The sequence below is a fragment of the Hymenobacter mucosus genome, from assembly GCF_900188255.1.
GTDB classification, from domain to species: domain Bacteria; phylum Bacteroidota; class Bacteroidia; order Cytophagales; family Hymenobacteraceae; genus Hymenobacter; species Hymenobacter mucosus.
This window is the reverse complement of sequence record NZ_FZNS01000006.1, coordinates 161,824-176,401: the sequence shown is the minus strand read 5'-3', so window position 1 is coordinate 176,401 and position 14,578 is coordinate 161,824. Positions and strand designations below refer to the sequence as shown.

Sequence of the window (14,578 nt, the reverse complement as noted above, 5' to 3'; positions counted from 1 at the left end):
GTTAGTTGTATAACTAAATTATTAGTTATATATTCAATCACGCAATTCTTCTCTCTCATGCAACAGCCTTTCCCCGAACTCACGCGCGCCGAAGAACAAGTCATGCAAGTGCTTTGGCGGCTTGGTCCTTCCTTCGTGAAGGATGTGGTACCAGAGCTACCGGCTCCTACCCCGGCCTATAATACAGTGTCCACCATCATCCGCATTCTAGAACAGAAGGGGTTTGTGGGGCACGAGGCCTTTGGGCGCACTCACCGCTACTATGCCTTAGTTGGCCAAGATGAATACCGCCGATTTTCCCTGCGCAAACTACTAGGGGGCTATTTCGGGGGCTCCTTTAGCCGGTTGGTTTCCTTCTTCGCCAAGGAAGAAAACCTCGACGCCGCCCAACTAGACGAACTACTCCGCCACGCCCAGTCTCCACCTCCTACCTCACCCACCGATGGCCAGCTTCCTCCCACTGCTTCCCACGAGCCTACTCAGCCTGCTTAGCTGGCTGAAATACAGCACCCTGCTGCTAGGCATGGCTTGGCTGTTTTACCACTTGGTGCTGCGGCACGAACGGTGCTTCCACTATAACCGCCGCTTTCTGCTGCTAGCGCCCTGGTTTGCGGTGGTCGCGCCACCTTTGCTTTCCGCCCTTAGCCTGCCGCTGACTAGGATACTGGAACGCTGGCATTTAGCTTCACTGAACACGGAGCTGCTATCGGGCGGGCTACTCCCTACGGTGCAAGTGGCGGTAGGTGGCTCTTCGGGGGGTGCACTACAAACCAGCCTATGGGTGTGGCTCCCCAGTATATATGCCCTGGTAGCCCTGGGCCTCCTATTGCGCCTAGGGGGGCAGCTGCTCCAACTCTGGCTGACCACGCGCCATTGGCCCCGCCAGGAACACGCTACCCACACCTTAGTATATACGGGGGGCCGGCGCCCGGTTAGCTCCTTCGGGCGCTGGGTGTTCTGGAACGAAGCGACCCCGCTAAATTCTAGTGAGGCGCAGGCCATGCTAGCCCACGAAGTAGCCCACGTGCAACAAGGCCACTCCCACGACCGGCTCTTGCTGGAAGTAGCACAAGCCCTCTTGTGGGCCTGCCCATTCGTGTACCTCTTCTCGCGTGACTTAGCCATCACCCACGAGTTTTTAGCCGATCAAGCTGCTATCCGGCAACAGGTGGCCCCCACTACCGCCGAAACCTACACGACTCTACTAGCTCGGGTAGCCCTGCGCCAGTTCCAGCCCGATTTACCGCTTACCCATTTATTCACTCAATCCTTCACTCTTACCCGTATCCGTATGCTTACCTCCCATTCCCCCGTGCGCCGCTGGAAGCAGTGGGTAGCACTGCCCTTCAGCGTGTTCCTACTCGGGCTGCTGGCCTGCGAAAAAGCAGCCGAGCTACCGCCACCACCCCCACCAACCGTGGTGGATATGCCGCCCCCACCGCCGCCAACCGTGGTAGATATGCCGGCCCCGCCCCCACCTCCCTCAGTATATTTCTATGTGGAGCAAATGCCCGAGTATACTGGAGGCATTACACAGCTAGTGCACGATTTGGGCGAGGCAGTGAAGTACCCACCGGCCGCTATAGCGGCCAAAGTGGAGGGTAAGGTTTTTATAAAGTTTATTGTAGGGTCCGATGGTAGTATGCAGGCCTTTGAGTTGCAGAAGGGCATTACGGTGCCCCAAGGTCAGGAAGCCATAGCCAGCGCCATGAACGAGGCGGCCCTAACCGCCCTGCGCACCCTGCCGGGCAAGTGGACGCCGGGCCGCCAAGGGGGCAAGCCCGTACCCGTTTATTATACCGTGCCTATAAGTTTTAACTTGAAATAACCCGTTATACCTAGCTAGCAAAAACGCCACCCAGCACGGCCCGGGTGGCGTTTTTGGCTTTACGCCTTATCTTGGTGAGCGAGGACAGATGTAACGAATAGCTCATTCTGGTGGTTATTACGAAACTCTGTTGCTTCGGTAAGGTTGTGTGCTTGGCTTTTTGATGCGTTTCGATTTGGTGGCTGCGCTTGTTTTTTCCTCCCGCTGGGCGGCTCTTGCCGTCAGCCTATTGTTCCTTACCGCAAGTCTGGGGGGGTGCGACTCTACCCCGCACTCCGTCCGCATCAGTACAGCTGAAATGCTACGTCGTGCGCAGGCCACCCTACGACAGGACTCTCTGCGGGCCGACTCAATAGCCCAGGCTGGGGGGCAGCTTCCGGGCGCCATCCTGCCCGACAACCGCATTGTAGCCTTCTATGGCAACCCGCTGCATAAGGCCATGGGCATCTTGGGTCAATACCCCAAAGAGGAAATGCTCCGCCGTCTGCAACAGCAAACGGCAGCGTGGCAGCAGGCAGATACCATCCCCGTTCGGCCAGCTCTGCACATGACCGCCGTTATTGCACAGCGCGACTCCGGCGCCGATGGCAAGTACCGTCTTCCCCTTCCAGACACCACTATTCGGCGCGTAATCAACTGGGGGCGTGAGCATAACGCCCTAGTATTTTTGGATGTACAAGTAGGCCTCAGCGACTTACAGCACGAGCTACCACCCTTGGCGCCCTACTTGCAGCTCCCCTTTGTGCACTTGGGTATCGACCCGGAGTTTTCCATGAAATCGGGCCGGCGGCCGGGCACGGAGGTAGGCGAGTTTGACGCCCAGGATATCAACTACGCCCGGCAGTTTCTGGCCCGCCTGGTCAGCGAAAATCACTTGCCGCCTAAGGTGTTGGTTGTGCACCGCTTCCGGCAGGATATGGTCACCAACTACCAGAATATTAAGCTCGACCCGCGCGTGCAAATTGTGATGCACATGGATGGCTGGGGAACTCCCCACATCAAGCGTAGCTCCTACCGCAAGTTCATTAAGCGCGAACCGGTAGAATACGCCGGCTTCAAAATCTTTTACCGCAACGACCGCAAGGGCACGTCGCGCTTGATGACGCCAGAAGAAGTTAGTGCGCTTTCGCCCACCCCCCTGTACATTCAGTACCAGTAGGCGGCCTGTCAGCTACGCCCTGCTATACAGCAGGGTGCTTGTCCCATACCTCCTTAGGCGGGCTGCTACTGATAGCGAGGCCGTTGTTTGGCCTTTGTACAGCACCCATCAACGCAGCTAAAGGGAGCATTGCGCGCTACTATTGCTGGCTGATCATACGTAATGCTGCCGGATTTCCCTAGCAGATGTGGGCACTAAGAGAACAGCATGGCGTGCCACGAGTAGGTTCCATCTGCTTGAGGTAGCCGAATAATATATTATAGTGACTTACTAGGCTGCCACCATGGGAGTGTGCCTACAGCAACCCCTAGCAACAAGCTAGCAGAAGCTGAACAGGCCGGCTTATACTGGTGGAAATGCTGTTGAATTATTTCCTTTCTATCTGATTTCAACCGGGTCAGGGTGCAAATATTTCTTCTGTTCAGTCACGGAAACGTTTTACCTTCGTTGCGTTTCCGACACCAATCCCGATTCTCTTCCGTGTCTTATTTCCGGACAATTACCCGCCTGACGGTTCCCGCACTAGCTACGCTAGGCCTCGTCTTCTCACTCGCTACGCTGCCCGGCTGCGGCTCCCGCTCTGGCACCGACGCGGAAAATCCCACGGCGCTGGCCGACACTACCAAGCCCGTAGTGGTGGACACGCTGGCCCTGAAACGCCAAGCGGCCCGGCGCGACTCGCTCAAGGCGGATTCTATTGCCCGGAAAAACGGTCAGCTTCCGGGCGCTATTTTGCCAGGTCACCGCATTGTGGCATTTTATGGCAACATCCGCTCCAAGGGTATGGGTATTCTGGGCCGGGAGCCCAAGGAGCAGATGTTCCGCAAGTTTGCAGGGGTCCTGAAGGAGTGGCAGGCAGCTGACCCCAGCATTCCGGTGCAGGCGGCGCTCCACAACGTGACGATTACGGCTCAGGGCACGCCCGGCAAGGACGGTAAATGGCGCCTGATGAACTCTAAAGCCACTATTGAGGAAGTAATTTCCTGGGCTCGTGAGCATAATTGCATCCTGTTTCTGGATGTGCAGCCCGGTCACAGCACCCTGGAAGCTGAGCTACCCAAGCTGGAGCAATACCTGAAGCAGCCGGACATCCATCTCGGCATTGACCCCGAGTTTTCGCTGGCCACCATGCCGGGCATCCGTCCTAACCAGCGCATTGGTACCCTCGACGCCAAGGACGTGAACTTCACCATCAACTTCCTGGCTCGCATTGTGAGCGAAAACAAGCTACCGCCTAAGGTACTGACGGTGCACCGCTTTACCCGGAAGATGATTACCAACTACAAGAAGATTAAGCTCGACCCGCGCGTGCAGGTAGTGATGCATATGGACGGCCACGGCAACCCCGTGCTGAAAAAGGATTCGTATCGGGACTATATCGAGGCTGAGCCAGTGCAATACACGGGCTTCAAGCTGTTCTATGAGTACGATGGCCGCCCCGCCCCGCACCACATCATGACGCCCAAGGAAGTACTAACCGAGCTGACACCTAAGCCACTGTACATTCAGTACCAATAAGTTGCCCGCTTACTTAATCACAACAAAACGGCCTCCTGCATTGCAGGAGGCCGTTTTGTTGTGGTTGCTATATGTCTTATCTGCGCGGCTACTTAGTGCGCGGCATTGAGGTCTACTTTCTCGCCGGGGCGTGGGCTCTTGATGATGAGCATCAGCGGTAGGCATAGGAGGAAGAAGGCGCCAATCATCAGGAAGGTTTGAGCATAGGTGATGATGGCCGTTTGCTTCATAATCATGCCTTCCAGGGCGGCAAAAGCTTGCTGCTGCGCTTGCATGAAGCCAGCCCCCTTCGACATAAAGCTGGCGGTCAGCCCCTGAATGCGCTGCTGAGTTTCGGGGTCGTATAACGACACGTTGGAAGAAATGCCCACCCGGTTTTGGGCAGTAGAGCGCTCTAGGTAAGTACCTACCAAGGCTACCCCGAAGGAACCACCCAGCTGGCGGATCATGCCAGTGAGACCGGCAGCCTGGCCCGCATCCTTCCCACTAATGCCCGATAGTGACATGGTAGTAATGGGGAGAAACAACAGGGCCAACCCAAAGCCCCGTAGAATCAATGGCCAGAAAAAATCACTCTCACCCGCCAGCGGAGTAATGCGCGTGCTCATCCAGTAGGAGAAGATAAAGAAGACAGTGAAGCCTACGGGCAGAATAAACTTCTGCGGCACGCCTCCCTGAATCATCTTACCCACTATGGGCATCATGAAGCCCGAGAGCAATGCCCCCGGTAGAAGCAGGTAGCCCGTTTGCTCGGCCGTGAAGCCCAAGATGCGCTGGCAGAAAATGGGGAACACGAAGACCGACGCAAACAGCCCAAACCCTAGAATAAAGGAGAGGAAGGCTCCTACGGCTAGGTTGCGGCTGCGCGTGAGTACGCGCAAATCTACAATGGGCTGCTTGGCAGTGAGTTCTCGAATGATGAAGCCTACCATGCCAATGACGGCCAGCAGCGTAAACAGGTTGATGTAGGCGCTTTCAAACCAGTCTTCGGTTTCGCCCTGCTCCAGCACTAGTTGCAACGAGCCAACCCCCAACACGAGCAGGAAAATACCCAACCAGTCGATTTCCCGAATGGGACGCGGAATAGCGTTCCGAATACGCTCCGGGTCGCGAATGAACAGTACGGTGAAGATGGAAGCCAACACGCCTACTGGTACGTTCACGTAGAAAATCCAGGGCCAGTCGTAGTTATCCACAATGTAGCCCCCCAGCGTGGGGCCGATGGTAGGACCGATAATCACGCCCATACCGAACAGTGCTTGGCCTAAGGCTAACTGCTTAGGGGGGAAGGTGTCAATCAGGATAGCCTGCGACGTGGCCATGAGGGCTCCGCCACCTACCCCTTGAATAAAGCGGAATGCTACCAGCTCCCAGATGTTGGTGCTCTGCCCGCAAAGCATGGAGGCAAAGGTGAACAGCACTACCGAGAACAGGTAGTAATTCTTGCGGCCGAACTGTTCGGCCAGGAAGCCCGTCATCGGAATCACAATAACGTTGGCAATGCCGTAGGACGCCACTACCCAGCTTACTTCTTGTTGCGTGGCCGAGAGGTTACCCATCATCTGGGTTAGGGCCACGTTTACAATGCTGGTGTCAATAAGCTCCAGCAAGCAGCACATCACCACCGTAATGACGATGATCCACTTGGTAAATCCGGTTTCCATACTTAGTCGGTTGCCAGCTACCGCGTGCTGGTTGGCGCAGCTCCCGCAAAGAGGCTGGCAACCGGCACGCGGCAACTAGGTGATTACTTGGTTTTCACCGTGGCCACCACGCTCATACCAGCGCGGAGGGGGTGCTCGGAGTCAATCTTGTCGAGCACAATTTTCACAGGTACGCGCTGGGTTACTTTCACAAAGTTGCCGCTGGCGTTATCGGGGGGCAGCAGGGCAAAGCGGGCCCCGGTAGCAGCCGAGAGCGACTCGATATGACCAGCAAACTCCTCGTTGGGGTAGGCGTCTACCTCAACTTGCACAGGCTGGCCTACTTTCATATTCTCCAGCTGCGTTTCCTTGAAGTTGGCAATAATCCAGGTGTTGCCGCTGGCTACCAAGCCCATTAGCTGCTGGTTGGGGCTTACTACCTGGCCGGGCTGCACGCTCTTCTTGCTCACGATGCCGTTGCCGGGCGCCGTAATGGTCGTGTAGCTCAGCTGGAGCTTGGCATTGTCGAGGTCGGCTTGGCGCTGCTTCACAACGGCTTCAGCTACGGCTACCTGCTGACGGGCGGCCGTTACTTGCTGCTGGGCTACGCGCACTTGCTGTTGGGCCGTGGCACGCTGGGCACTAGTCGATTTCAAGTTGGCCTGCACAGCATCGTACTCGCTCTGGGGGATGATGTCCTCTTTGCGCAGGAATTCACTGCGCTGCAAGTCCTTCTGCAAGCGGGCACGGTTGGCCTCACTTACTCCAATGGTCGTTTGGGCGGTGCTCACGTTGGCCGAAGCCGTACCCACGGCGGCACGGGCCGCTACTACGTTGGCTTGGGCGGCAGCTAGAGCAGCCTCGGCGGCATTTACGCGCTGCTGATAGTCAGCAGGGTCTACCGTTACTAATACGTCCCCTTTTTTCACGGGCTGGTTGTCTTCCACTTTCACTTCCAGCACGGGGCCGCTCACGCGGGGCAAAATAGGGTACACGTCGCCCTCCACCTGGGCATCATCGGTTTCCTCATGCGCTTGGCCGAACTGGTAACGCTGCCAGCCAAAGTAGCCTCCTACGAGTAGGAGCAGGGCCAGCACAAGGAAGATAATCGGGCGCTTCGAGCGGCCCGCGGGTTGCTCGTCCACTACGGGCTCGTAAGCCGCAGATTGAGTAGGCGCTACGGCCGAGTCATGTTGAACGGGAGTTGCCATATGGGTACTTGGTTGTTCGTTGTCGATTGGTAAGGAGAACAGGCTGTCTGACGAGCAGCAACCTATCGGAGGTATTTACGCCGATTGGCGGTAGGCATTTGGGCAGCCTGGCTTTACTAACAGTGTCACGCAAGAAGCGGTTCGTACTACAGTTTCGGCGGTGCTACCCATTAAAAAGCGCGTCAGGCCGGTTTGCCCGTGCGCTCCAATTACAATGAGGTCGGCGGGGTAGCGGCGGGCTTCTTCTACAATGGTGCGGGCCGCGTCGCCGGTAATAATGGCGGTTGATACGTGCGCCCCCGTGCGTTGTACGGCTTCCCGGTGCTGGGCCAGCCGGTAGGCTAGCTCCATATCGTTGACGGGCGCCGTGGAAGCCCGGGGTTCAGGCTCTAGTACGTGTAGCAACCGTAGCTCCGCGCCCGTTCCCGTTGCCAGGGCCGCCGAGTACATTACTACCGCCTCGGTTGCGGCAGAAAAGTCAATCGGACACAGGATGGTCATATCACTAGTTGTGTGGAGAGTGAAAAGGTGGGGTGAGGTGCCGCTGGTGGCCTTTGCTTAGCTATCCGCTTGCCTCACCCACTCGGGCATTCACTGCTACCAAATTTGCTCGCCAGTAGCGCGGCGGAGCTGGTACTGGCCAAGGGTGTAATTGTAGATAGATTGGAGGCGCGACAGGCGCGACTGAGCCAGCTGGGTTTCGGCATCGAGAACATCAAGGTTGTTGCCTACGCCGTAGCGGTAGCGGGCCTTGGCCCGGGTTAGGGCGTCGGTCGCTTGCTCAATCTGCACTTGGGAGTTGTCGTAGCGGGCGGTGCTGGTTTGCATGTTGTTTACTGCTTGCAGCACATCGGCACGTACCTGCTCCTGGGTGTCCTGGGTGCGGGCCTGTGCTCCTTTAATGGCCGATTGCGCCACGGCGCGCTGGGTGCGGTTCCGGCCCCCGTCGTAAATCGGCACGTTCAACTGGGCACCAGCCACTGTGTTGAAGCGGAAGCGCTCCAGATTAGGTACGATGTATCCGTTTTTGCCCCCGGCCTGGGCCAACACGCTCAAAGACGGCTTGTTGCTGGTTTCGGCTACGCGCAACTGGGCGGCGGCAGCAGCTTCGGCATCCTGGGCCAGCTTCACCTCGGGGCGGTTCGACGAGCCAGCAGCTAGAGCGGCGGCTACGTCCACGGTCTGGGGGTTGTATTCAAAACGGCCGCGCACGGGCGTTACTTCGCCCTCGGGGCGATGCAGCAAGCGGGCCAGTTGAATCTCCTGGTTGCGGAGCTGGTTTTGCAGGTCGATCTTGCGGTCCTGGGCCTGAGCAATGCGCACCTGGGTAGTCGTCACGTCGAAGTTGGTGCTTACACCGCCTTGCACCCGCTTTTCCATCTCGCGCTGGTGTTGGCGGAGCGAGGCAATCTGCGAGTCCTGCACCCGGATGGCCTCGCGGGCAAATAGGATGCTATAGTAGCTCTGAGCGGCAGCGTAAGCCAAGTCGCGCCGAGTCACGTTGATCTGGTCAGAGGCCGTGAGGGCACGGTTGCGCGCAGCCTCAATAGCCGCGTTAACCCGCCCGAAGTCGAGCACCGTGTAGCGCGCCGTTACGTGCGTGTCGTAGTTGTTATTAGGCGCCAACTGAAAAGCGGGTGCATCGGGGCTAAGTTGCAGCTTCACCTGCGGATCAACGCGGGTGTAGCTGGCAGTGCCGTCTACAACGGGCCGCAGCGCGGTACGCGTTTCCTCAAGGCGGCTTTGGGCTTGGTTTACTTCTTCTTGAAGGGCGTTGATGGCCGGATTGGCATCAAGTACCGAGCGGACAGTAGTTTCCAGCGACAGGGAGTCGCCGGCCGTTGCGGCGGCAATTGGCACCTGAGCGTGGGCTGCACTACCTACCAGCAACCCTAAAGTTGCGAGCAGCGGTGCAGCATGTTGTGGTCGGAAAAGCATATCTAAAACAGCTTATGGATATGCGCTCTTTACCTAACTACGTGCCAAGCCGTTAAAATTATTTTAATGTGTAGTGAAAACCCCTTCTATTGCGCACAAACGCATAAAATATTTTTTCATCCTGATCAAAACCACTACTGCTCAGCCGCACTTTTTTCCTCATATTTCAGAAAACCCTTGTTTTTATTCCTTATATTTCAGGAATAATTAAGCTATTTCTTGCTAGCTCAACACTATTCCTACGGCCATGCCAGACCAAGATGACTCCTTGCTACTCTACTTGAATGAGGCCATTGCTACTACCCGAAACAAGGACGACTTGTTTCGGAGCGTAACGGAGAAGCTGCGCCTGATCTTTCCCTTCGATGCCATTACCATCCTTACCGTGGATAGTGAGCGGCAGTACCGTCGGGTATTTCTGCGCGACTACCTAGGCGAAGTGCTTCTACCCGACCAACTAGGCCGCAAGCCCCTGGGCCGAATGCCCATAGAGGGTACGCCCGTGGAGCTGTTTATCCGCGAGCCTCACTTTCACCAGTACAGCTTGCAGGAACTAGTGGCAACTTACCCCCAGTACGACCCCTTCCGGGCATTGCTGGAAAAAGGTATGCGCTACTTCCTGGTCATTCCTCTACGCACGGGGGGGCAGCTCATCGGCCTCATGTCGCTGGTAGCCCGGCGCCACCCCGAATTTGCGCCCAACGACGTAGACCTGCTTGAGAAGATAGGAAGCCTCGTGGCCGTGGCCGTTACCAACACGCTAGCCTTCGAGGATATTGCGCGTCGAGAGCAGGAAAAGTCGATGCAGCTTGCGCTAAACAATGCGCTACTCAGCATTAAGGAGCGCGGGGAGCTGTTTCGCACCATTGCAACTGAAATCAACCACGTAGTTCCTTGCGACTACTTTGGGGTAAGAGTGCGCGAAACCAACTCGCCGGTACGGGTGCTGGCCGAGTTCAACAAGCAACCCGATGGCACCTTCGCTGCCCTCGATGAAAACCGCTACGACGAGCTGCCGCACCCACCCCTCGACAAACAAGAGATAGTGGAGGTGTTTCTGCGCCCGGCCGTGTATGTGGGCGCTGGCTTTGAGGAGCTAACCAAGCGCTACAAGTTTCTGCGCTTCATCCGGGAAGAGCGGGGCACCCAGTCTATTCTCTGCACCCCTCTGGATACTACCGATGAACCTACGGCAGCCCTGATCCTGGCCAGCCACCAACCCTTGGCCTTCACTGAGGAAACCTTAGAGCTTATTCAAACGCTGGTGCCCCAAATCCGGCTGGCTATTCAGAACGTGCTGGCGTTTGAGCAGATTGATTTGCTGCGGACCCAGCTTGAGCGGGAACGCACCTACCTGATTGACGAGATTAATACCACCGCCGCCGCCCGCCTCGATGACTTTGTGGGCGGAAGCGCCGTGATGCAGCAAGTGTACACGCGCCTAGCCCAGGTAGCCCCCACTGATACCACGGTGCTCATCACGGGCGAAACGGGCACGGGCAAGGAATTGGTGGCCCGTGCCCTGCACAACCTCTCGCCCCGTAAGGAACGGGCACTTATTAAAATCAACTGCGCTGCCCTGCCCGCACAACTAATTGAGAGCGAGCTATTCGGGCACGAAAAAGGCGCCTTCACTGGCGCCCACGACCGGCGCATTGGGAAATTTGAACTGGCCGATGGGGGCACCATCTTCCTGGATGAGATAGGCGAGCTGCCGTTGGACTTGCAGGCCAAGCTGCTGCGGGTGTTGCAGGAGAAGGAGTTTGAGCGCATTGGCGGCCGCCGCGTTATCCATACCGATGTGCGGGTAATTGCCGCTACCAACCGCGTGCTGGAAGATGAGGTAGCCGCTGGCCGCTTCCGCGCCGACTTGTACTACCGCCTCAATGTGTTCCCCATCAAACTGCCCGCCCTGCGCGAGCGGCCCGATGATATTGAGCCGCTGATGCGCTACTTTTTGGAGCGCTTCACCAAGCAAATGGGCAAGCCCGTGCGGGGCCTGCGCGAACGGGACCTCAAGGCCCTGCGCCAGTACGGCTGGCCCGGCAATGTGCGCGAGTTGGAACACGTGCTGGAGCAGGCCGTAATTGTGAGCCAGGGGCCTTTTCTGGAGTTTGCGGGCTTTTCGGCGGCGGCCCAAATGGTTCCTGCCGCCACGGAGGCGGGCGGCCCCATCAAAACGCTCAAGGACCAGGAGCGCGACCATATTCTGGCCGCCCTGCGCCGAACCAGCGGCCGCGTGAGTGGCCCCAACGGCGCGGCCATTCTTCTCGATATCAACCCCAAAACCTTGGAGGCCCGCATGAAAAAGCTGGGTATTCAGCGGACTATCACGGCTGGCTAACGCCCCCCATTTCACATATAATTTCTGCTCCACACTATCACTCTCCAAGCCCGGCCGTATACGCAGGTACTAGTGTTCACCTTTACCTGCCTTTCCTATGGCCCAGCCTACTTCCACCCCCCAGCACACGGACCCCGCTACCAAGAATAAAGAGAAGAAAAACGAAGAGACCGTGAAAGACCGGCCCGACGGCAAAAAGAAAACCACGCAGAAAGGCTAGTCGCCTTTCCTGACCCTACAACGGCCCGGCTGCATTCGTGTAGCCGGGCCGTTGTACGTTAGGAATTTCCCACTGCGGGAGCAAAACGCCCGACCAACGGTGTTTTGCTTGTACTTTAGAACCGAATGCCGACTCCCGACCTCGACCTTTCCCAGCTTTCCCGTGACCATGTGCTGCGCGCCCTTCATCAGATGGACCAGGAAGGCCCGCGCATGCCTCTGAGCACGGTGTACGACCTTGTATACCAGGGCCGGCGCTACGCGCCGCGGGCCGTAGCGCAGTTGGCGTGGCGCTTGGCACTCAATCAGCCTGAGGCTCCTTGGCCGCTGCCAGCGGGCACCCCTACCAACCGGGTGCTGGAAAAGCTCGACTTCACGGTGGCTACCAAGCGCCCCACCCTGGAAAACTCGCCTTTACTGGATGGAGACGTGGCCGCCCAGGAGCATATGCAGGAGCTGTATACCGGAGCTACCCAAAAGCCCGCGCCCCGGAAAGGCCGCCCCGCCAGCCGCAACGAAGCTACGGCAGAGCCTGAGCCCGGAGCCCTAGCTACCCCCGAACCCACGGAGGCCCTGCCGGCCGACGTGCAGGAGCCAGCGTTGGCCTACCAGCTTCCGGCGCCCCAACCCTACAACCAAGCTACTGCCCTAGCGGAGCTGTTTATTTCTGCTGATAAGCTCACGACCACCCAGGCCGCCCTGCGCCGCCGCCGCAACCTGATTTTGCAGGGCCCACCCGGCACCGGCAAAACGTTCCTGGCTCGGCGCTTGGCCTGGCTTGAGCTGGGCGCTACCGATGCGGCCCGGGTGGAAGTGGTACAATTTCACCCCAGCTTTAGCTACGAGGACTTTGTGCAAGGCTTCCGCCCCGATGGAGCCGGCTCCTTTCGATTGCAGGATGGCATCTTGGTGAATTTTTGCCACCGGGCGGCCCAAGACCCCGAGCGCCCCCACATTTTGCTGATTGATGAGCTGAACCGCGGCAATGTGGCGCGCATCTTTGGCGAACTGCTGCTGCTACTAGAGGCCGATAAGCGCGGCCCCGCCCATGCCATTCGTTTGCCCTACGCCCCGGTGGGTAGTCCGCCGTTTTTCGTACCCGAGAACCTCTACCTTATTGGGACGATGAATCTGGCCGACCGGAGCTTGGCCCCACTCGACTATGCCCTGCGCCGCCGCTTTGCTTTTGTGGGGCTAGAGCCAGAGTTTGGGGAACCGTTGCAGGCATTCTTGGCAGCCCAGCAGGTACCCGCACCAGTCATTACCCGGCTCGTGGCGCACTTGACGGCCCTCAACCAAGTAATTGCTGACGACCCCGATTTAGGCCCTGATTTCTGCATCGGGCATAGCTATTTCTGCCAGCCTCCAGCTACTCCCAGTGCGGCACCCGAGTGGCTCCAGCTGATTTTGGAACAAGAAATTGCGCCGCTGTTGGATGACTATTGGCTAGATCAGCCGGCCAAAGCGGCCCAGCAAAAGAAAAAGCTGCTAGCCTCATCAGCCGGATGATTCCCATTCAGAATCTGTACTACCTGCTCTGTTATGCGTGGAACCGCCTGCCCGAGCGGGCGGAGCTGCTAGCCACCGAAACAACTACCTTCCACCGTCCGCTGGAGCTACTTACGCACGTACTCCTAACGGCTACGCGCCGCCAGCTGCGACAAGGCTTGCCGGTTGCGTACACCGAGCAGATTCAGGAGCTACCGGAGCTGCGGGGCCGGGTGCAGCTCGCGCCTACGCTCAGCCGCAACTTACTACAGCGCAGCCGGGCCATCTGTGAGTTCGACGAGCTGGGACCTGATACGGTGCTGGCGCGCGTACTGCTGGGCACCTTGCACCAGCTAAGTCGGGCCCGCAGCCTGCCGGCGGCCGTGCGCCACGAGGTGCGCGTAGTGATGCGGCGCTTTCCGGCGGGTATTGCGGCAGACGCTGTTACGCCCGCCACCCTCCGCGCGGCGCGTCGGCTGCGGCCCACGGGGCTAGGCGGCTTTCTGCTGAGCGTGTGTGAACTGATACACCAGAGTGCCCTCCCCTCTCCGCACGCCGACGGCCCTACCCACTTCCGCGACTTCCGCCGCGACGAAGCGTTGATGGCGCGCATCTTCGAGCAGTTTGTGCGCAACTTCTATCGCCTAGAGCAGCGCCACTTTCGGGTACTGAGCGAGACCATTCAATGGCAGGCCGAAGCGGCTCCCGAGGTGCTCAGTCTACTACCCAGCATGGTTACGGACACTACCCTGGACAGCCCCGAGCGCAAAATCATCCTCGATACCAAGTACTACGCCGCCGCGCTACGCCAGCGCTACAGTCAGCAGAAGCTAATATCGCCCCACCTCTACCAGCTCTACGCCTACTTGCAAAACCAGCCCACTGCTCCGGGGCAGCAGCTAGAAGGCATCTTGCTGTATCCTGCTGCCGCCCAGGACATTGATGTGCGCTACACCCTCGGCGGCCACCCCGTACGCATTGTCACCATCGACCTGGCTCAGCCCTGGGAGCAGATTGCCGCTGACTTGCTAGCCCTGGTTGCCTAAGTATTTCGTGGGCGCGGGAGTGGGCGCCAAGCAGAACCATGCGGGCAGGGCACTACTTTCTGGCAGTTACCAAGGTGGTGTCAGGGATGAGTAGTGTGCCCCTTTTGCAGAGCAGGAAAGAAGCCAACGGCGAATAACAGAATCTAGAATAACCTCAGATTTTGCTACGGATTGCAACAATTCC

At 58.1% G+C, this 14,578-nt stretch carries 12 protein-coding genes; 8 read left to right on the top strand and 4 right to left on the bottom strand.

Features of this window, described 5'->3' with window-relative positions; translation table 11 throughout:
• Nucleotides 1-57 precede the first annotated feature (57 nt).
• The 4 genes from CHB83_RS15395 to CHB83_RS15380 all read left to right on the top strand — a co-directional run bounded on the left by CHB83_RS15395 (nucleotide 58) and on the right by CHB83_RS15380 (nucleotide 4,505).
• Complete coding sequence (locus CHB83_RS15395; protein ID WP_089333251.1) at nucleotides 58-492, top strand: BlaI/MecI/CopY family transcriptional regulator; 435 nt, start codon at nucleotides 58-60, stop codon at nucleotides 490-492.
• Nucleotides 443-1,828: a M56 family metallopeptidase gene (locus tag CHB83_RS15390; protein ID WP_089333250.1), complete on the top strand. Its 1,386-nt coding sequence runs from the start codon at nucleotides 443-445 to the stop codon at nucleotides 1,826-1,828. The genes CHB83_RS15395 and CHB83_RS15390 overlap by 50 nt, the downstream gene beginning before the upstream one ends.
• 163 nt (nucleotides 1,829-1,991) lie before the next feature.
• A complete protein-coding gene (locus CHB83_RS15385; RefSeq protein ID WP_245855368.1) occupies nucleotides 1,992-2,987 on the top strand; it encodes a hypothetical protein in 996 nt (331 codons plus the stop codon).
• A gap of 480 nt (nucleotides 2,988-3,467) precedes the next feature.
• Nucleotides 3,468-4,505 (top strand): hypothetical protein, encoded by a 1,038-nt coding sequence (locus CHB83_RS15380; RefSeq protein ID WP_173664786.1) that lies wholly within the window; start codon nucleotides 3,468-3,470, stop codon nucleotides 4,503-4,505.
• 92 nt (nucleotides 4,506-4,597) lie between these two features.
• On the opposite strand, the gene CHB83_RS15375 is transcribed toward CHB83_RS15380, so the two are convergent.
• From CHB83_RS15375 to CHB83_RS15360, 4 genes are all read right to left on the bottom strand, one after another.
• Nucleotides 4,598-6,169, bottom strand: a complete 1,572-nt coding sequence (locus tag CHB83_RS15375) for a DHA2 family efflux MFS transporter permease subunit (protein WP_045687313.1) — start codon at nucleotides 6,167-6,169, stop codon at nucleotides 4,598-4,600.
• 83 nt (nucleotides 6,170-6,252) lie between these two features.
• Entirely contained in the window at nucleotides 6,253-7,359 is a 1,107-nt protein-coding gene (locus CHB83_RS15370; protein ID WP_052694967.1) for an HlyD family secretion protein, read from the bottom strand.
• Between the two features lie 75 nt (nucleotides 7,360-7,434).
• Nucleotides 7,435-7,860 carry a universal stress protein gene (locus CHB83_RS15365; RefSeq protein WP_045687315.1) on the bottom strand — a complete coding sequence of 142 codons (426 nt, stop codon included), beginning with the start codon at nucleotides 7,858-7,860 and terminating at the stop codon, nucleotides 7,435-7,437.
• 96 nt (nucleotides 7,861-7,956) lie between these two features.
• On the bottom strand, nucleotides 7,957-9,297 hold the full coding sequence (locus CHB83_RS15360) for a TolC family protein (RefSeq protein ID WP_082455455.1): 1,341 nt from the start codon (nucleotides 9,295-9,297) through the stop codon (nucleotides 7,957-7,959).
• Between the two features lie 247 nt (nucleotides 9,298-9,544).
• Between CHB83_RS15360 and CHB83_RS15355 the strand changes: the two genes are divergently transcribed.
• The 4 genes from CHB83_RS15355 (at nucleotide 9,545) to CHB83_RS15345 (ending at nucleotide 14,394) form a co-directional block, all read left to right on the top strand.
• On the top strand, nucleotides 9,545-11,641 hold the full coding sequence (locus CHB83_RS15355; RefSeq protein ID WP_045687311.1) for a sigma 54-interacting transcriptional regulator: 2,097 nt from the start codon (nucleotides 9,545-9,547) through the stop codon (nucleotides 11,639-11,641).
• 97 nt (nucleotides 11,642-11,738) lie between these two features.
• A complete protein-coding gene (locus CHB83_RS24225; RefSeq protein WP_262489933.1) occupies nucleotides 11,739-11,861 on the top strand; it encodes a hypothetical protein in 123 nt (40 codons plus the stop codon).
• Between the two features lie 125 nt (nucleotides 11,862-11,986).
• Nucleotides 11,987-13,369, top strand: a complete 1,383-nt coding sequence (locus CHB83_RS23845) for an AAA family ATPase (RefSeq protein WP_179225541.1) — start codon at nucleotides 11,987-11,989, stop codon at nucleotides 13,367-13,369.
• On the top strand, nucleotides 13,366-14,394 hold the full coding sequence (locus tag CHB83_RS15345; RefSeq protein WP_089333249.1) for a 5-methylcytosine restriction system specificity protein McrC: 1,029 nt from the start codon (nucleotides 13,366-13,368) through the stop codon (nucleotides 14,392-14,394). The genes CHB83_RS23845 and CHB83_RS15345 overlap by 4 nt, the downstream gene beginning before the upstream one ends.
• The last annotated feature ends 184 nt before the right edge of the window (nucleotides 14,395-14,578 follow it).